This window comes from Mesorhizobium sp. B2-6-2, assembly GCF_006440615.1.
Lineage (GTDB): Bacteria > Pseudomonadota > Alphaproteobacteria > Rhizobiales > Rhizobiaceae > Mesorhizobium.
Map to the genome: position 1 here is coordinate 191,271 of NZ_VFUG01000008.1, position 18,142 is coordinate 209,412.

Genomic DNA, 18,142 nt, shown 5'->3' on the forward strand with positions numbered 1-18,142 from the left:
ACGGCATGGATTCCAGGGTCTGCGCTCCGCTTCGCGTCGCTCCGCCCTAGAATGACGAAGTTGGGAGCGTCTCCGGCCAATTGCGAACCTGGCATGCCCGACAAAATGTAAGCCCCGCCACTGCTTCCGCAGGTGGACGGGGCTTTCATGGATCTGAAAATCCAATTTTAGCCGGGAGTGGACTGCCGGCGTTCTGTTTCGGATGCAACGCGGCGTTCAGCCGACGATCCGACTATCGTCTCTAATTGTAGGGAATCGGCAAGTCACGGTTTGTCGGGCCGGCGTTTCAAGTCTGCCCTGGCACTTATGCCCGCCGCGGCTCCATCTCAGTGTGGAGCCTCAAGGGACTGTCCGGTGGCGTCATGCTCCGCTCCTAGGTCCGTTGCGACAATGTCGTTCGAAGCGCAAATCGCTATCGCCTGCGGCGTCTCGCAGACCGCCTGTTAGGCGGCGAGGCCATCGAAAGACGGCCGGCTTCGTTGACGCGTTTGAGACTGCTCCCCTGGGCCCGGGACGTCAACCGTTGAATAGTCGGTTACCGAAAAATGTGATCGCCTGGAGGTTACGTGCAGGTAAGTCGAGTGCTTCGAAACGCCAACGGCGCGTATCTCGGCCGCAATTGTTCTCACAACGCTTGAGCGATTGTTTCCACAACGCTTTGTCAGGAGCGTGTTCGACCTTTGTTCTTTCCGCTTGCCCGCTCGCGCGAAAGACGGTTAAACCCATGATCGGCTTGTCCCGTCGAGATTGTGGCGTCTCTCGACGTGGCGGTGAAAATACCTACATAGGGGATGGCCGGGACAATCCCGCCAATCCAGCAAATTCCAGATCTGAGGCGGCGACCGGCGATGGCCGACCATAAATACCTTTCCATTCGCGGGGCGCGCGAACACAATCTCAAGAACGTCGATCTCGACCTGCCGCGCGACAGCCTGATCGTCATGACCGGACTGTCGGGATCCGGCAAGTCGTCGCTTGCCTTCGACACCATCTATGCCGAGGGCCAGCGCCGCTATGTCGAAAGCCTGTCGGCCTATGCCCGCCAGTTCCTCGAGATGATGCAGAAGCCGGACGTCGACCAGATCGACGGCCTGTCGCCTGCCATCTCGATCGAGCAGAAGACCACCTCGCGCAACCCGCGCTCGACCGTCGGCACCGTCACCGAGATCTACGACTATATGCGCCTGCTGTTCGCGCGCGTCGGCATCCCCTATTCGCCGGCCACCGGCCTGCCGATCGAAAGCCAGACGGTTTCGCAGATGGTCGACCGCGTGCTGGCGCTGGACGAGGGCACGCGCCTGTTCCTGCTGGCGCCGATCGTGCGCGGCCGCAAGGGCGAGTACCGCAAGGAACTGCTGGAACTGCAGAAGAAGGGCTTCCAGCGCGTCAAGGTCGACGGGGTCTTCTACGAGATCGCCGACGTGCCGGCGCTCGACAAGAAATACAAGCACGACATCGACGTCGTCGTCGACCGCGTCGTCGTGCGCGGCGACCTGGCCACGCGGCTCGCGGACTCGATCGAGACGGCGCTGAAGCTTGCCGAGGGTCTTGCCGTGGCAGAATTCGCCGACAAGCCGCTCGATGCCAGCCAGACCGGCGAGGATTCGGTCAACAAGTCGAAGAACGAGACGCATGAGCGCATCCTGTTCTCGGAAAAATTCGCATGTCCGGTGTCCGGCTTCACCATTCCCGAGATCGAGCCCAGGCTGTTCTCCTTCAACAACCCGTTCGGCGCCTGCCCGACCTGCGACGGCCTCGGCAGCCAGCGCGCCATCGACCCCAATCTCGTCGTGCCGGACGAGAACGTCTCTTTGCGCGACGGCGCCATCAGCCCGTGGGCGAAATCGACCTCGCCCTATTACGCGCAGACGCTGGAAGCGCTGGGCAAGGTCTATGGCTTCAAGCTCGGCGACAAGTTCAAGGATCTGAGCGCCGAGGCCAAAGAAGCCGTGCTGCGCGGCACGGGCGAGCGCGAGATCACCTTCCAGTATGATGACGGCCTGCGCTCCTACAAGACGACCAAGACCTTCGAGGGCGTCATCCCCAATCTCGACCGGCGCTGGAAGGAAACCGAATCCGCCTGGATGCGCGAGGAGATCGAGCGCTTCATGTCGGCCACCCCCTGCCCCGCCTGCAACGGCTACCGCCTGAAGCCGGAAGCGCTGGCGGTGAAGATCGGCGGCAAGCATATCGGCGAAGTCACCGAGATGTCGATCCGCAAGGCCGACCAATGGTTCACGGACTTGCCGGCGCAGTTGAATGACAAGCAGAACGAGATCGCGGTCCGCGTGCTGAAGGAAATCCGCGAGCGGCTGCGCTTCCTCAACGATGTCGGCCTCGACTATCTGACGCTGTCGCGCAATTCCGGCACGCTGTCGGGCGGCGAGAGCCAGCGCATCCGGCTCGCTTCGCAGATCGGCTCCGGCCTCACCGGCGTGCTCTATGTGCTGGACGAGCCGTCGATCGGTCTGCATCAGCGCGACAATGCGCGCCTGCTCGATACGCTCAAGCACCTGCGCGACATCGGCAACACGGTGATCGTCGTCGAGCATGACGAGGACGCCATCCTGCATGCCGACTATGTCGTCGACATCGGCCCGGCGGCCGGCATCCATGGCGGCCAGATCATCGCGCAAGGCACGCCGCAGCAGATCATGGCCACACCTGCCTCGATCACCGGCAAATATCTGTCGGGCGAGCTCGAAGTGGCGACGCCCGCGGTGCGGCGCGAGGCGAAGAAGAACCGGCGCATCAAGGTGGTCGGCGCGCGCGGCAACAATCTCAAAAACGTGACGGCGGAAATCCCGCTTGGCACCTTCACTGCGGTCACCGGCGTGTCCGGCGGCGGCAAATCGACCTTCCTGATCGAGACGCTGTTCAAGGCGGCCTCGCGCCGCATCATGGGCTCGCGCGAGCATCCGGCCGAGCATGACCGCATCGAGGGCCTGGAATTCCTCGACAAGGTCATCGACATCGACCAGTCGCCGATCGGCCGCACGCCTCGCTCCAACCCCGCGACCTATACCGGCGCCTTCACGCCGATCCGCGATTGGTTCGCCGGGCTACCGGAGGCGAAGGCGCGCGGCTATCAGCCGGGCCGCTTCTCCTTCAACGTCAAGGGCGGCCGCTGCGAGGCCTGCCAGGGCGACGGCGTTATCAAGATCGAGATGCACTTCTTGCCCGATGTCTACGTCACCTGCGACGTCTGCCACGGCAAGCGCTACAATCGCGAGACGCTCGACGTGCTGTTCAAGGGCAAGTCGATCGCCGACGTGCTCGACATGACGGTCGAGGAAGGCGTCGACTTCTTCTCGGCGGTGCCGGGCGTGCGCGACAAGCTGGAGACGCTGAAGCAGGTCGGCCTCGGTTACATCCATATCGGCCAGCAGGCGACGACGCTCTCCGGCGGCGAGGCGCAGCGAATAAAACTCGCCAAGGAATTGTCGCGCAAGGCGACCGGCAAGACGCTCTACATCCTCGACGAGCCGACCACCGGCCTGCATTTCCACGACGTCGCCAAGCTGCTCGAAGTGCTGCACGAGTTGGTCGACCAGGGCAACACGGTGGTGGTGATCGAGCACAATCTCGAAGTGATCAAGACCGCCGACTGGGTGCTGGACCTCGGCCCCGAAGGCGGCGACGGCGGCGGCGAGCTGGTGGCGTCGGGCACGCCGGAAGCGATCGTGCGCGAGAAGCGCAGCTACACCGGCCAGTTCCTCAAGGAGCTGCTGGAGCGGCGCCCCGGAGGCAAACGCGAAGCGGCGGAGTGATGGCAAACGCTCTCGTCTCCGTCGAAAGCCGCTTTGGAGTCGCGGAGACGGTTGATCGGCTCGTTGAAACCGTCACCGGCGCCGGACTGCGCGTCTTCGCCCGCATCGACCATGCCGCCGGCGCGCGCGAGATCGGTGCCGTGCTTCGTCCAACCGAATTGCTGATCTTCGGCCATCCGAAGGGTGGCACACCCTTGATGCAGGACCGGCAGCTTGCGGGCATCGACCTGCCGATCAAGGCGCTGGCCTGGGAAGACGAGCAAGGCAAGGTCTGGCTGTCCTATAACCGCCCGCACTGGCTGGCGGAGCGCCACGGCCTCGGCGATGCCAGCCGCGATGCCGTCGCAGCCATAGCTGCCGGGATGCAGAAGGTTGTCGCGGCCGCTGCCGGAGTAGACCAATCATGAGACCGGCCCGCCCCGAAGACCTCGCTGCAATCGTCGCGCTGACCACGGATGCCTATGCGCCTTACACGCCCATCTTCGGCGGACCGCCGATCCCAGTGACCGAGGATTACACGCCGCGCATCGAGCGCGGCGAGGTTTGGCTGCTCGAAGAGGACGGAGGATTGGCCGGGTTGATAGTCCTCGAACAGTATCCCGACCACGCCATGATCTTCAGCGTCGCCGTCGCGCCGGCTTTCCAGGGCAGGAAGCTTGGGATCAGATTGCTGAACTTCGCCGATCAGCAGGCGCGGTCATGGGGCGTGCCGGAGGTGCGGCTCTACACCAATTCGCGCATGGAGCGGAACATCGCGCTCTATGCGGCCTACGGTTATCGCGAAACGGGTCGCCGCGCCAATCCATACCGGCCAGGATGGACCCTGGTCGATATGGTGAAGCCGGTCGACGAGGCGGCCTAACCACATTTTGAACGGAGGAGGAAGACGATGACTGCCCAAGGAACAATCCGCGCCGGCATGGGCGGCTGGACTTTCGAGCCTTGGGATACTTCCTTCTATCCGGAGAAGCTCGCCAAGGCCAAGCAGCTGCACTACGCCAGCCGGCAGGTGCCGAGCATCGAGGTCAACGGCACCTATTATTCCAGCTTCAAGGAACCGACGTTCGTCAAGTGGGCGAAAGAGGCCCCTGACGGCTTCGTCTATTCGCTGAAGGGCAACCGCTTCGTCACCAACCGCCGCGTGCTGGGCGAGGCGGGCGAATCGATGATGCGCTTTCTCGGCTCCGGCGTCGCCGCACTCGGCGAGAAGCTCGGCCCGATTCTGTGGCAGTTCGCGCCGACCAAGAAATTCGACGCGGACGATTTCGAAGCTTTCCTGAAACTGCTGCCTGAAAAGCAGGACGGCGTGCCTCTGCGTCACGCGGTCGAAGTGCGGCACGACAGTTTTGTTGTGCCCGAATTCCCGGCGCTCGCCCGAAAATACAACGCTGCGATCGTCTATGCCGACCACGCCAAATATCCGGCGATCGCCGATGTAACCGGCGACTTCGTCTATGCGCGGCTGCAAACCGGCAGCGACGACAACCCCGACTGCTACACGCCGAAAGGCCTGGACGAATGGGCGGGACGCGTGAAGACATGGGCGCAAGGCAAGCAACCCGCCGACCTGCCGCGCGCCGATCCCAAGACCGATGCGCCGGTCAAGCCGCGCGACGTGTTCGCCTACTTCATTACCGAGGGCAAGGTGCGCGCTCCCTTCGGCGCCATGGCGCTGATGAAGCGGGTGACCGATTGAAGGGGCGAGCTCCGTCGGAACTTACGAGGCATCTTGACCGTTTTGCCTTTCTCGCCGGAGCCGGTTTTCACAGCGGATGAGCTTTCGCGGAACAATGTCCAGGCTCCGGTATCGGGGGAGCCCGAAGAAAGCCAGGTGATATGGCTGTCATCCTCATCGGGGCATTGCTCATTGTCGCCGGCATCGTGTACATGGCCGGTGCGGTCCTCAGGCGCGGGAAACTTAGCGATCCGGCACCTGCAGCCTCGGATCGCCCGATGCCAAACCTTACAACGCCTGGCCCGACGCTTGAGCCACGCCGGCGCGGCCTCGGTTTCCTCGGCCTTTCACAGAACTGGCCGGGTCTGCTGATGATGGGGGTCGGCATCATCCTGCTGTTGTTGGTGGCGGTCCTCTGACGCCGCGGAATGATGGCATCTTCACCGCTATCGTAACGTAATCGATACTTCCTTGCTGCACTAATGCATCTACGTCAGGTTGCAGAAGCCCGGCGCCGGCAAGGACGCGTGAATGCTGCTCGACTACAATTCATTGCTGCTTGCCGTCGGCTTTTCGGCCGCTTGCCTCGGCCTTACGCTGTTCGGGACATGGCTGACCGCCCGTTCCGACAAGTTCCTGCTGACCTGGGCGATTAGCGTGCTGGTCGTGGTGGCCGAAGTCTTTGTCTACGACGCATACATCGAGAGACCCGGAACGGCCCTTGGCGTGCTGACGCTGGCGCTGCTCTTGCTCGGCTTCTCGGTCATGCTGGGCGCTGCCCACCAGTTCAGGACCAGCCGCTCGCCCTTGCCGCTCATCGCGCTTGGCGTCGGCATGTCCTATGCTCTCGCGCTGCCGCCCATGGCGCTCGGCTATGACGGGCTGGGCTTCATGCTGGAAAACGCTCTGGCCGCGCTGTTGCTGTTCGGCACCGCATATCAATATTGGCGCGGTCGCGCGGAGGCGCCCGTCCATCTCATCGGCGTAGCGCTGCTCTATTCGCTGACCGCTGTGTCCTTCGTGCTGTGCGCCGCCGTGCTGGCATGGGACGGCAGGCTGGTTCTCGGCCACGCGCCGAGCAATTGGGCTGAGGATCTGAGCCTCGTCATCGTCATCGCCTCCATGACCGGTATCGGCGCATTGTCGCTGGCGCTCAACCAGGGGCGGCTCGCGCGCCACCATCGGCGCGAAGCACACACCGATGCCTTGACCGGCCTTCTCAACCGCCGTGCCCTCTTCGACCTGCACGGCAAGATACCGGTCGGCGCCTTCACGGCTGTCGTGGTTTTCGACCTCGACGGCTTCAAGGCGGTCAACGACCAGTTCGGTCACGCCGCGGGAGACGAAGTGTTGAAGGTCTTTGCCGAAGTGCTCTCCGCCGACCTGCGCCCGAGCGACTCCGTCGCCCGCATGGGTGGCGAGGAATTCGCCATGGTGTTGAAGCGCACCTCGCCCGAGACGGCCGAGGCGACGGCCGAACGCGTCCGGGCCGCGTTCGCCGCACACACGGTCGAGACCGAGACCGGACCGCTGCGCTGCACGGTCAGCGCCGGCTTCGCATTTGGCAGCACGGATGGCATGAGCTTCGACAAAGTGCTCAGCGCCGCCGACAAGGCGCTCTATGCCGCTAAGCGCGGCGGCCGCAACCGCGTCCTGGATTTTCGCCGCGCCGGCTGAGTTTTACCGCCGCGTGCAAACTCTCAATGATGTGAGATCACTTCGTTGAAGGCGTCGAGATCGACGTAGAAAACCTTGGTGATCTCATCCAGGAGATGATCTTCGTCATAGCCTTGCGACATCAGGATGTTGATCGCGGTCATGATGTCGACGCGCTCGGTGAGGCGCCGCTTTTGGTAGTCCTCGACAAAACGTTCCATCGCCGTCCCCTGGCAAGATTCTTTTTGGACGCATTGACCGACAATCACTGCGGGGAAAGCTAGGTGGATTGGCTTGCGTGGAACTTGCGGGCGGAATCCGCGCCTTCCCCCTCATTCGCGACTGATACGGAAAGCGGCCGACTCACCAAGGCCAAGAAAAGACTAGCATGCGGTATTCAACGCGCCAGAGCTGGGCGTGGCCAGCGTAGAGAAATACTGGGGTTGCTGCCGCCTCGGGATGTCGACCGAAGTCGAGCAAACGATTCTAGACTGTCAGAAACTTCCGCACATCCGCCCGGTCGAGGTCTTCCGCGGGACCGGTATGCACGATCTGGCCCCGATCCATGATGTTGACCTCGTCGGCAAGTTCCCGGCAGAAGTCGAGATATTGCTCGACCAGAAGCACGGCAATCCCCGCCTGGTCGCGCAGATACCGGATGGCGCGGCCGATATCCTTGATGATCGAAGGCTGGATGCCTTCGGTCGGCTCGTCGAGCACCAGGAGCTTGGGCCGCATCACCAGCGCGCGCCCGATGGCGAGCTGTTGCTGCTGGCCGCCGGACAGGTCGCCGCCGCGCCGCGACAGCATCTGCTTCAGCACCGGAAACAGCTCGAAGACATAGGCCGGAATGTTGCGGTCGGCGCGCGGCAGCGGCGCGAAGCCGGACTCCAGATTTTCGCGCACCGTCAGCAGCGGAAAGACTTCCCTGCCCTGCGGCACGAATGCGATGCCCGACCGGGCGCGGTCATACGCCGCGCTCCGGTCGAGCGCCTTCCCCTCGAAGGCAACGCTTCCGCTCGTCAGCCGGTGATGGCCGACGATCGATCTCATCAAACTCGTCTTGCCGACGCCGTTGCGGCCGAGCACGCAGGTGATCTTGCCGGCGCCGGCTTTCAGCGAAACGCCGCGCAGCGCCTGGGCGGCGCCGTAATGCAGCGTGGCATTGGAGACTTCGAGCATGGTCAGCCCCTTCTCCAGCGCTTCAGGAAAGCGAAATCGAAACGGTGGAAGGGAACCCGCCAGACCATGCTCACCGCCCCAGATAGACTTCGACGACGCGCTCGTCGGCCGAAACGAAATCGAGCGTGCCTTCCGACAGCACCGAGCCCTCGTGCAGGCAGGTGACCTTGACGCCGAGCTCGCGCACGAAATGCATGTCGTGCTCGACGACGATCACCGAATGGTCGCGGGCGATGTCCTTGAGCAGCCGCGCCGTCTCCTCGGTCTCGGCATCAGTCATGCCGGCGACCGGCTCATCGACGAGCAAAAGCTTTGGGTCCTGCGCCAGGAGCATGCCGATCTCCAGCCATTGCTTCTGCCCGTGGCTGAGGTTGGCGGCGAGCTCGCCGCGCTTGTTACCGAGACGGATGATGCCGAGGATATCGTCGATGCGCCGCGTCTCGGCCGCCGAACGGCGATGGAACAGCGCCGGGAAGATCGAGCGCGGCCCTTTTAGCGCCAGCATGAGATTGTCCTCGACGCTGTGGCTCTCGAAGACCGTCGGCTTCTGGAACTTGCGGCCAATACCCATCATGGCGATCTCGGCCTCGTCGTGCCGGGTGAGATCGACCTCGCCGTCGAAGAACACTTCGCCCTCGTCCGGCCGCGTCTTGCCGGTGACGATATCCATCATCGTCGTCTTGCCGGCGCCGTTGGGTCCGATGATCGCGCGCATTTCGCCCTTGTCGAGCACCAGCGACAGCTTGTTGATGGCGCGAAAGCCATCGAAGGAAACCGAGACGCCGTCGAGATAAAGGATGGTGTTCGACTTGCTCATGATCGTTCACTCCGCCGGCTGCGGCTCGGCGCCGCTGGCAGACCAGGCGCCGGGCATCGTCGCCGCCGAGCGCACGATCTTCGGCTCCGGCGCCTGCTGATCGGCGCCGGCCTCCGCCGCAAGCGAGGCCGCTCGCAGCGCCGTCGCCCTGCCGCGCCAGCCGTCCCACATGCCGACGATGCCCTTGGGCAAAAGCAGGGTGACGGCGACGAACAGCCCGCCAAGCGCGAACAGCCAGAATTCCGGCAGCACGCCCGTGAACCAGGATTTGCCGGCGTTGACGAGGAGCGCGCCGAGGATCGGGCCGATAATGGTGCCGCGCCCGCCGACAGCGGTCCAGATCACCACTTCGATCGAGTTGGACGGCTCGAATTCGCCGGGATTGATGATGCCGACCTGCGGCACGTAGAGCGCGCCGGCGATGCCGGCCATGATGGCCGAAACCGTGAAGGCGAACAGCTTGACGTTCTCGGCCCGCCAGCCGAGGAAACGGGTGCGGCTTTCGGCGTCGCGCACCGCCATCAGGAGCTTGCCGTATTTGGAGCGCACGATTGCAGCGGTGACGAAGACGGCAAGCGCCAGCGTCACGGCGCTGGCCGCAAACAGGGCCGAGCGCGTGGCGTCGGCCTGCACGCTGAAGCCGAGTATATCCTTGAAATCGGTCAGGCCGTTGTTGCCGCCGAAGCCCATGTCGTTGCGGAAGAAGGCGAGCAGCAGCGCATAAGTCATCGCCTGGGTGATGATCGAAAGATAGACGCCGGTGACGCGGCTGCGGAAGGCGAACCAGCCGAAGACGAAGGCGACCAGGCCGGGCACGGCCAGCACCATGAGCGCCGCGAACCAGAAATGATCGAAGCCGTACCAGAACCAGGGCAGCTGCTTGTAGTTCAGGAACACCATGAAGTCCGGCAGGATCGGATTGCCGTAGACGCCGCGCGAGCCGATCTGGCGCATCAGATACATGCCCATCGCATAGCCGCCGAGCGCGAAAAAGGCGCCGTGGCCGAGCGAGAGGATGCCGCAATAGCCCCAGACCATGTCGAGCGCGAGCGCCAGCAACGCGTAGCAGAGATATTTGCCAACCAATGCCACGATGTAAGGCGGGATGTGGAAGGCGCTTTGCGGCGAGACCGCCAGGTTGAGCAGGGGCACGATGATCGCGGCGGCCAGCAGGACGAAGATGGCAATGCCGATGCGGCGATCGGCGGAAAGGAAGCGCTGCGCGATCATGCTTCCACCGCCCTGCCCTTCAGCGCGAACAGGCCGCGCGGGCGCTTCTGGATGAACAGGATGATCAGCACCAGGACGACGATCTTGCCGAGCACCGCGCCGGCATAGGGCTCGAGGAACTTGTTGACGATGCCGAGCGAGAAGGCGCCGACCAGCGTCCCCCACAGATTGCCGACGCCGCCGAAGACCACGACCATGAAACTGTCGATGATGTAGCCGTGGCCGAGATTGGGCGAGACATTGTCGATCTGGCTGAGCGCCACGCCCGCGATCCCGGCGATGCCCGAGCCCAACGCAAAGGTCAGCGCGTCAACCCATGGCGTCCTGATGCCCATCGAGGCAGCCATGCGCCGGTTGGCGGTGACGGCGCGCATCTGCAGCCCCCAGGCCGTGCGCTTCATGACGTAGAGCAGCACACCGAACACGGCGAGCGCGAACACCAGGATCCACAGCCGGTTCCAGGTGATGGCCAGCTGGCCGACATCGAACGAACCCGACATCCAGGACGGATTGCCGACCTCCTGGTTGGTCGGCCCGAAGATGGTGCGCACCGCCTGCTGCAGGACCAGCGACACACCCCAGGTGGCCAGAAGCGTTTCCAGCGGGCGGCCATAGAGGAAGCGGATGATGCCGCGTTCGATTGCAAGGCCGACCAGCCCCGCGACAAGGAAGGCGAGCGGCAGCGCGATCACCAGCGACCAGTCGAACAAGCCTGGAAACGAGGTGCGGATGACTTGCTGGACGACGAAGGTGGTGTAAGCGCCGAGCATCACCATCTCGCCATGCGCCATGTTGATGACGCCCATGACGCCGAAGGTGATGGCAAGCCCGATCGCCGCAAGCAGCAGCACCGATCCCAGCGAAATGCCGTACCAGATGTTCTGGCCGGCATCCCACACGGCCAGCGTCGCGTTGATCTTGCCGATCGCGGCGGTTGCCGCCTCCTTGACCGCGCCCTGGGCGTTCGCCTCAACTGAGGTGAGCAGCGAGAGCGCGTCGCGGTCGCCGCGGGCGGCGACGACCGAGATCGCCGCGAGCTTATCGGCTTCGGGCTTGTCGGAAACCAGAACCGACGCCGCGCGCGCCTGCTCGAACAGGGCCTTGACGCCGGGATCGATTTCGGCGGCGATTGCGGCATCCAGCGGCTCGGTGTTCGCCGCGTCGGGCGTCTTGAACATCGTCATTGCCGCGGCAAGACGCACGCTCGCGTCCCTGGCGCGCAAGGTCAGCGTGCCCAGCGCGTCGCGGATGACACGGCGCAGCCCGTTATTAACCTTGATCTTGGTGAGGTCGGCCTTCGCCGCTTCGGCGGCGTTCTCGCCGCTCAGCGGATCGAGCAGCTCGATGCTGTTACCGCTCTCCTTGCCGACAAAAACCTGGGAATCGGCCTTGCGGATGTAGAGATTGCCGTCGGCCAGCGCCGAAAGCGGCCGATCGACGGCGGGATCGCCGCTCGCGGCAAGCTCGCGCACGACGGCCTCGGTAGCCGAGAAGCCGGTTGCAGTCGCGAATTTGCCGATCGATGCGCGAAGGTCGGCCTCAGCCGCCTTCGACGGCGTCAGTCCAGCCATCGTCAGCAGCAACATCAGACCGATTGCGCGCAGCAGCAGCATTGTCGTCTTCAAGCAGCTTTCTCAAGCAATTCCAGGAAAAGTGTGAAGCGGTTTTCCGTCCGGAATTGCGCAAAACTAGATTTCGGGGATCTTGCCCGGGCGGGTCAGGAACCTGCCCGGGCTGCGGTCTCGGATCGCGGGGCCACTCCGCGATCCGACAGACCTGGGATCACGGACCGGGATCAGTTGGTGCCCTTGCCGCCGCACTTTCCGGTGGCGACGTTGAAGTTGCCGCAGGACAACGGCGCGCGCCAGTCCGAGATCAGGTCCTTGGAATCCGGCAGGTAGTCGGACCATTCGTCGCCCATGACGAGGCCGGGCGTTTGCGAGACGGTCTCGAACTGGCCGTCGGCCTGGATCTCGCCGATCAGCACCGGCTTGGTGATGTGGTGGTTGGGCATCATCGTCGAATAGCCGCCGGTCAGGTTCGGCACCGAAACGCCGACCATGGCGTCGATGACCTTGTCCGGATCGGTGGTGCCGGCCTTCTCGACCGCCTTCACCCACATGTTGAAGCCGATATAGTGGGCTTCCATCGGGTCGTTGGTGGTGCGCTTGTCGTTCTTGATGAACTTGTGCCAGTCGTCGATGAACTTCTTGTTCGCCGGCGTGTCGATGCTTTCGAAGTAGTTCCACGCGGCGAGATGGCCGACCAGCGGCCCGGTGTCGAGACCGGCCAATTCTTCCTCGCCGACCGAGAAGGCCATGACCGGAATGTCCTCGGCCTTGACGCCCTGGTTGCCGAGCTCTTTGTAGAACGGCACGTTGGCGTCGCCGTTGACGGTCGACACCACGGCCGTCTTCTTGCCGGCCGAACCGAATTTCTTGATCGCCGAGACCTCGGTCTGCCAGTCGGAGAAGCCGAACGGCGTGTAGTTGACCATGATGTCCTCGGCCGGCACGCCCTTCGACTTGAGATAGGCTTCGAGGATCTTGTTGGTGGTGCGCGGATAGACATAGTCGGTGCCTTCAAGCACCCAGCGCTTCACCGAGCCGCCATCGGCGCTCATCAGGTAATCGACGGCCGGAATGGCCTGCTGGTTCGGCGCCGCACCGGTGTAGAAGACGTTGCGCTCGCTCTCCTCGCCCTCATACTGGACGGGATAGAACAGGATATTGTCGAGTTCCGAAAACACCGGCAGCACCGATTTGCGCGACACCGAGGTCCAGCAGCCGAACACGGCCGCGACCTTGTCCTTGGAAATCAGCTCGCGCGCCTTTTCGGCGAAGAGCGGCCAGTTGGACGCCGGGTCGACGACCACGGCCTCCAGTTTCTTGCCGAGCAGACCGCCCTTGGCGTTTTGATCGTCGATCAGCATCAGCATGACGTCTTTCAGCGTCGTCTCCGAAATCGCCATGGTCCCCGACAGCGAATGGAGGATACCGACCTTGATCGTGTCTTCAGCCGCCTTGGCGGAAGCTGAAGCCAACAGACCAGCCGCGACGACGCCGGCGGACAGGATTTTTGTTATTTTCGCGAAGTTACCCCTCATATGACACACTCCCAAGCTGGTTGTTTTGCATCGCAATATTAGCGGTGCAAACGACGTGCCAGATAGGAATGCGCTGAACTGATTTTCGAGATAATGCAGTGATTACAGTTGGTTATCTGGTAGCCGCGCAACTGTCGCCTCTACTGCAACGCGGCAGGATTGAGAAAACTTTACGCACCGCTGCCTATATTTTGCCCAAATTGTAAAAATGCCTATGATTTCACCACATAGGCAAGGATAGCTTCGTCGGCCCTGTTGCGGGCTCATGGCGAAATGGGGCAAGGTCGCCGTGCAAACGAGCGACGTCATGGCCCTGCGAACAATCCTGAGTTTCCTGCTTCTTGTGTCCGCCGCCGGCAGCGCCCGCGCCGATTTCGCCGACGGCAAGCTGCCGGACGGCGCCTATCACTGTGAGGTCTACCTGCTTGGCCTGTTCTTCAACCTCGGCGACATCACCATCAAGGGCAGCCTCTACAGCGGCCCGGTGACCTTCGGCGCCGCGCCGCCGCCTTACAATTACCAGATGAATCCCAACGGCGAGATCACCTGGCTCGGTCCGCTCGGCGGCTACACCAGCGGCGGCAATTCGATCTCGATGACCCAGGCGACCTTGGATGACCCGAGCGGTCCTTCCTTCGACATCATCATGAAACAGCAGGACGGCGCCTTCACAGCTTCGACCTGCACCAAAAGATAGCCCTAAAATCTAGCTCTCGGCTGCGACTTGGAGCGCCAGCCGGGTCATGTCTGTGAAAAGCGCCTGGCGCTCCGAATAGTCGGTCAATTCACCGGTGGCGACATGATCGACGACGGTCAGCAGCGACAGCGCTCGCGCGCCGAACTGCGCCGCAATCCGATAGAGCGCGCTAGTTTCCATATCGACGGCCAACGCCCGCAGCGCCATCGGCTCGTCAAACCGGGCGCGGCCGTCGGGATGATGAAACACGTCGCTGCAGATCGTCAGACCCGCGCTGCAGACTATGCCGAGATCGGCCGCGCGTTGCAGCGCCAGCGCATGCAGCGTCTGGTCCGGTCCCGCCGGCTGGTACAGCCCGAAGACCTGTCCGCTGATTGCGCCCTCCGCCCGCACTTCGCTGGAGATGACGACGCCGCGCAGGGGCACCTCTTCCGACAATCCGCCGCATGTGCCGGTGCGGATCAGCGTTTTGACGCCGTAATGGTCCAACAGCTCAAAGGCATAAATCAGGAAAGACGACACCCCTATCCCGGTCGCCTGGATGCTGACCGGCTTGCCGCGGAACCGGCCGGTGAAACCCAGCGCGCCCCTTCGGCGGTTGACGCAACGCGGCGCCTCGAGAAACATCTCCGCCATCCATTGCGCGCGCTCGGGATCGCCCGGCAACAGCACCGTTTCGGCATAGTCCCCCCGGCCCGCCTCGATATGCGGCGTCACGCGCTACCACCCCTGATAGACCCATCCGGCGACCATCATGGCAGGACTGCCGCAATGCGCAAGCTCTGGCTTATTTAGAGCAATCCAAGGAAGCGCTGAACGCCCTAGGATTCCAGCACGTCCTTGACGATCGTCGCCAGTTGCTTGAGCGAGAACGGTTTCGGCAGGAAGCCGAAATGCGCCTCGGCCGGCAGGTTCTTGGCAAACGCGTCCTCGGCATAGCCCGAAACGAACACGAACTTGATGTCAGGCTGGCGTTTGCGCAGCTCGACGAGCAATGTCGGCCCGTCCATCTCCGGCATCACCACGTCGGACACCACGATATCGACCTTGCCGCCGAGCGCCTCGAACACTTCAAGCGCCTCGACGCCGGACGACGCCTCGTGCACGGTATAGCCGCGCGAGGTCAGCGCCCGCACACCGCCCATGCGCACGGCGTCTTCGTCCTCGACCAGAAGCACCGTGGCCGAGCCGGAAAGATCTTTCGCGGTGTCGGCGGTCTTGGCCGGAGCAGTCGCCGCTGTCGACGGCGCCTCGCCAGGCTCGGCCTGCTTCTTCACCTCGGCGATGTGGCGCGGCAGGAAGATACGGAACACCGTGCCCTTGCCGACTTCGGAATCGCAGAAGATGAAGCCGCCGGTCTGCTTGATGATGCCGTAGACCATCGACAGGCCGAGGCCGGTGCCCTTGCCCACTTCTTTGGTCGTGAAGAACGGCTCGAAGATCTTCTTCAGCACGTCGGGCTCAATGCCGCTGCCGGTGTCCTCGACGTCGACGAGCACGTAGTCGGCCGGCGTCAATTCGCGGTAGGCGAAGGATTTGCACTCGTCGGCGGTGACGTTGCGGGTGCGCACGGTGAGATCGCCGCCGCTCGGCATGGCGTCGCGCGCATTGACGGCGAGATTGACCACCACCTGCTCGAACTGGCCTATATCGACCTTGACCGGCCACAGGTCGCGGCCGTGGTCGATCTTCAGCTTGATGTCGTTGCCGACGAGGCGTGCGAGCAGCATCCTGAGATCGGCCAGAACATCGGTCAGGTTGAGCACTTCCGGCCGCAGCGTCTGCTTGCGCGAGAAGGCGAGCAATTGCCGCACCAGCGAGGCCGCCCGGTTGGCGTTCTGCTTGATGTTCATGATGTCGGGGAAGGACGGGTCCGACGGCCGGTGGTTGGTCAAGAGAAGGTCGGACGCCATGATGATGGCGGTCAGCACGTTGTTGAAGTCGTGCGCGATACCGCCGGCGAGTTGGCCGACCGCCTGCATCTTCTGGCTCTGCGCCATCTGGCCCTCGAGCGCCTTCTGCTCGGTGGTCTCTACCGCATAGACGATCGCCGCCTCCTCGGCGCCTTCGCTGCCCGCGCTGTCGGCGACGGCATTGACGTAGAAGCGGATGTGGCGCTCCTCATTGCCGGGCAGGACGGAATCGATCGGCTCGATATTGGCCTGCCGCTGCCGCGCCTTCTCGAAGGCGGCGGCGAATGCCGGCCGGTCGCGCTCGTGGACGATGGTCTCGAACCGCACCCGCCGGTCGACGGCGTCGCGGTCGACCACGGACGAAAACAGCTGCAGGAACGGCGCGTTGGTGCGCTGGATGCGTCCGCTCGCATCGACGCCGGCAATGGCCATCGGCGTCGAGTTGAAGAAGCGGGTGAAGCGAACCTCGGAGGCCCGCAGCTCCGCGGAAGCGTCCTCGCCCTGGGTGCGGTTGAGCACGATCGTGCGGGTCGGGCCGTTCACGCCTTCGCGGCTTGCCGAAACCCGATGCATGAAGCGCACCGGCAGCGCCTGGCCGCTCATCGTGGTGAGATCGAGGTCGATGACGGCGTTGCGGGTGGTACCGGGGTCGGCCTTGACCGAGCGGACCAGCGCCATGCCGTCGCCGGCGATGATTTCCGGCAGCGTGATGGCGCCCGGCGTGAAGGAGGCAAGGTCGATGCCCAGCCACTCGGCGAGCGTGGCGTTGATATAGGTGACGCGGCCTTCCTGGTCGGCAGAGAAGAATCCGGCCGGCGCATGGTCTAGATGGTCGATGGCTTTCTGCAGGTCGAGGAAGAAACGCTCCTGCTCCGCCCGTTCCTGCGAAATGTCGGCGAGCTGCCAGGCCAGCATCGGCAATCTTTGCCCGGGCATGCTGAAGGCGCGGGCGCGGGCGCGGTACCAGCGCGCGCCCGGTTCGGCGCCTGGTTTGATCGATTGCGCCAGCCGGAACTCGCCGTCGCCGGCCTGGCCGTCGCGCAGGCCCGACGCCAGCCGGTAGATCGTCATCGAGGCCTCGGGAACGTCCGACAACAGCCCTTCGACGGTCTTGAGATCGGCGGCCGAGGCAGCGCCCGTCATGTCGGCATAGGCGCGGTTGGCGTAGACGACGCGGCCCTTGGTGTCGGTGACCAGCAGGCCCTGCGACATGGAATCGACGAAGGCTTTCGACAATTCGTCGCCGGTTGAACGCGGTGCGATCTGCACGAAGCCGATCGCGGTCGCGAACAGGAAGCCGACGCCGATCATGGCGAGCACGCCGAGCATGCCGAGCAGGAAAGGATCGCCGAGGCGCTCGCGGAAAAGTCCGAAGACGATCGCGGCGCCGGTCAAGACGACGATGAAGACGATGAGCCTCGTGACGGCGCCCGGACGCGTGTTCTGGTCGACGATCGGCACCGGATAGAAATCGCCGCGCGCTTCCTTGGCCATGGTCCCCCTGCTCGTGATTCCGGTGTCCGACGGCACGGACGGCCGGTTGAATCACATTCTCCTGTAGCGGAAAAGGCCTCGGCGGCAAATGTCCGATAAAATCAACGATTCATGTTTCAAACTGTTCACGATGGGTGATGTGAACTTGCGGTCGCTGGTCCCAACGGTCTAGTGTCCCCTGACTTCAAAGATGGCGATTGGGGTGCACTGATGCAGTGGCTGGATAATGTAGCGGGCCCGGGTTATGTCGCTGCAATCCTGTGGACGGTAGCGGCTCTCATCATGCTGGTTGTCGTCCTGCTCGCCATCAAGGTGGTCCGCAACCTGACGTTCGGCACCTTCGTCGCCGGCGGCAGGAACCGCAAGACGCGGCTTGCCGTGATGGATGCCACCGCTGTCGACAGCCATCGCCGGCTTGTCCTGGTGCGCCGCGACGACATCGAGCATCTGATCCTGATCGGCGGGCCGACCGATGTCGTGGTCGAGCGCGACATCAGGCTGGCGGCGCTGCGCCGCCCGGCATTGACGGGCGATGCCGGTCAGCAGCAGATAGGAGTTGCGCAACGCCCGCGCGCGCCGCAACCGGCGCCCGCACCCGCCCC

Annotated in this window: 15 protein-coding genes and 1 pseudogene; 8 read left to right on the forward strand and 8 right to left on the reverse strand. The window is 63.7% G+C overall.

From position 1 onward, the window contains the following. The first annotated feature begins 848 nt into the window (after positions 1 to 848). The 6 genes from uvrA to FJ419_RS18270 all read left to right on the forward strand — a co-directional run bounded on the left by uvrA (position 849) and on the right by FJ419_RS18270 (position 7,122). Positions 849 to 3,770: an excinuclease ABC subunit UvrA gene (uvrA, locus tag FJ419_RS18245; RefSeq protein WP_140696305.1), complete on the forward strand. Its 2,922-nt coding sequence runs from the start codon at positions 849 to 851 to the stop codon at positions 3,768 to 3,770. Continuing rightward, complete coding sequence (locus FJ419_RS18250) at positions 3,770 to 4,177, forward strand: DUF302 domain-containing protein (RefSeq protein ID WP_181170742.1); 408 nt, start codon at positions 3,770 to 3,772, stop codon at positions 4,175 to 4,177. The genes uvrA and FJ419_RS18250 overlap by 1 nt, the downstream gene beginning before the upstream one ends. After that, positions 4,174 to 4,632, forward strand: coding sequence for a GNAT family N-acetyltransferase (locus tag FJ419_RS18255; RefSeq protein ID WP_140696311.1), 459 nt, complete (start codon positions 4,174 to 4,176; stop codon positions 4,630 to 4,632). Before FJ419_RS18250 ends, FJ419_RS18255 begins: the two co-directional genes overlap by 4 nt. Positions 4,633 to 4,659: 27 nt before the next feature. Continuing rightward, on the forward strand, positions 4,660 to 5,466 hold the full coding sequence (locus FJ419_RS18260) for a DUF72 domain-containing protein (RefSeq protein ID WP_140696314.1): 807 nt from the start codon (positions 4,660 to 4,662) through the stop codon (positions 5,464 to 5,466). Positions 5,467 to 5,606: 140 nt separating this feature from the next. Then, positions 5,607 to 5,864, forward strand: coding sequence for a hypothetical protein (locus FJ419_RS18265; protein ID WP_140546959.1), 258 nt, complete (start codon positions 5,607 to 5,609; stop codon positions 5,862 to 5,864). A 112-nt stretch (positions 5,865 to 5,976) separates the two neighbouring features. Next, entirely contained in the window at positions 5,977 to 7,122 is a 1,146-nt protein-coding gene (locus FJ419_RS18270) for a GGDEF domain-containing protein (RefSeq protein WP_140696317.1), read from the forward strand. 23 nt (positions 7,123 to 7,145) lie between these two features. On the opposite strand, the gene FJ419_RS18275 is transcribed toward FJ419_RS18270, so the two are convergent. The 6 genes from FJ419_RS18275 to urtA form a co-directional block, all read right to left on the reverse strand. Further along, positions 7,146 to 7,322 carry a hypothetical protein gene (locus tag FJ419_RS18275; RefSeq protein ID WP_095765283.1) on the reverse strand — a complete coding sequence of 59 codons (177 nt, stop codon included), beginning with the start codon at positions 7,320 to 7,322 and terminating at the stop codon, positions 7,146 to 7,148. A 265-nt stretch (positions 7,323 to 7,587) separates the two neighbouring features. Then, on the reverse strand, positions 7,588 to 8,283 hold the full coding sequence (urtE, locus tag FJ419_RS18280) for an urea ABC transporter ATP-binding subunit UrtE (RefSeq protein ID WP_140546957.1): 696 nt from the start codon (positions 8,281 to 8,283) through the stop codon (positions 7,588 to 7,590). Between the two features lie 70 nt (positions 8,284 to 8,353). Further along, on the reverse strand, positions 8,354 to 9,100 hold the full coding sequence (gene urtD / locus FJ419_RS18285; RefSeq protein ID WP_140696320.1) for an urea ABC transporter ATP-binding protein UrtD: 747 nt from the start codon (positions 9,098 to 9,100) through the stop codon (positions 8,354 to 8,356). 6 nt (positions 9,101 to 9,106) lie between these two features. Next, positions 9,107 to 10,330 carry an urea ABC transporter permease subunit UrtC gene (gene urtC, locus FJ419_RS18290; protein WP_140696322.1) on the reverse strand — a complete coding sequence of 408 codons (1,224 nt, stop codon included), beginning with the start codon at positions 10,328 to 10,330 and terminating at the stop codon, positions 9,107 to 9,109. Continuing rightward, positions 10,327 to 11,943 carry an urea ABC transporter permease subunit UrtB gene (urtB, locus tag FJ419_RS18295; RefSeq protein ID WP_140696325.1) on the reverse strand — a complete coding sequence of 539 codons (1,617 nt, stop codon included), beginning with the start codon at positions 11,941 to 11,943 and terminating at the stop codon, positions 10,327 to 10,329. Before urtB ends, urtC begins: the two co-directional genes overlap by 4 nt. A 182-nt stretch (positions 11,944 to 12,125) precedes the next feature. Beyond that, positions 12,126 to 13,436 carry an urea ABC transporter substrate-binding protein gene (gene urtA, locus FJ419_RS18300; RefSeq protein WP_140696328.1) on the reverse strand — a complete coding sequence of 437 codons (1,311 nt, stop codon included), beginning with the start codon at positions 13,434 to 13,436 and terminating at the stop codon, positions 12,126 to 12,128. A gap of 307 nt (positions 13,437 to 13,743) precedes the next feature. Here urtA and FJ419_RS18305 point away from each other — a divergent pair, with 307 nt between their 5' ends. Beyond that, positions 13,744 to 14,133 carry a hypothetical protein gene (locus FJ419_RS18305; RefSeq protein ID WP_140696331.1) on the forward strand — a complete coding sequence of 130 codons (390 nt, stop codon included), beginning with the start codon at positions 13,744 to 13,746 and terminating at the stop codon, positions 14,131 to 14,133. A 9-nt stretch (positions 14,134 to 14,142) separates the two neighbouring features. Here FJ419_RS18305 and FJ419_RS18310 read toward each other — a convergent pair whose 3' ends face one another. Both FJ419_RS18310 and FJ419_RS18315 read right to left on the reverse strand, forming a co-directional pair. Beyond that, positions 14,143 to 14,850 carry a purine-nucleoside phosphorylase gene (locus FJ419_RS18310; RefSeq protein ID WP_140696334.1) on the reverse strand — a complete coding sequence of 236 codons (708 nt, stop codon included), beginning with the start codon at positions 14,848 to 14,850 and terminating at the stop codon, positions 14,143 to 14,145. A 104-nt stretch (positions 14,851 to 14,954) separates the two neighbouring features. Further along, positions 14,955 to 17,540 (reverse strand): ATP-binding protein, encoded by a 2,586-nt coding sequence (locus FJ419_RS18315; protein ID WP_140696337.1) that lies wholly within the window; start codon positions 17,538 to 17,540, stop codon positions 14,955 to 14,957. A gap of 210 nt (positions 17,541 to 17,750) precedes the next feature. Here FJ419_RS18315 and FJ419_RS18320 point away from each other — a divergent pair. Continuing rightward, positions 17,751 to 18,142: pseudogene (locus FJ419_RS18320) on the forward strand (flagellar biosynthetic protein FliO); the annotation flags it as partial.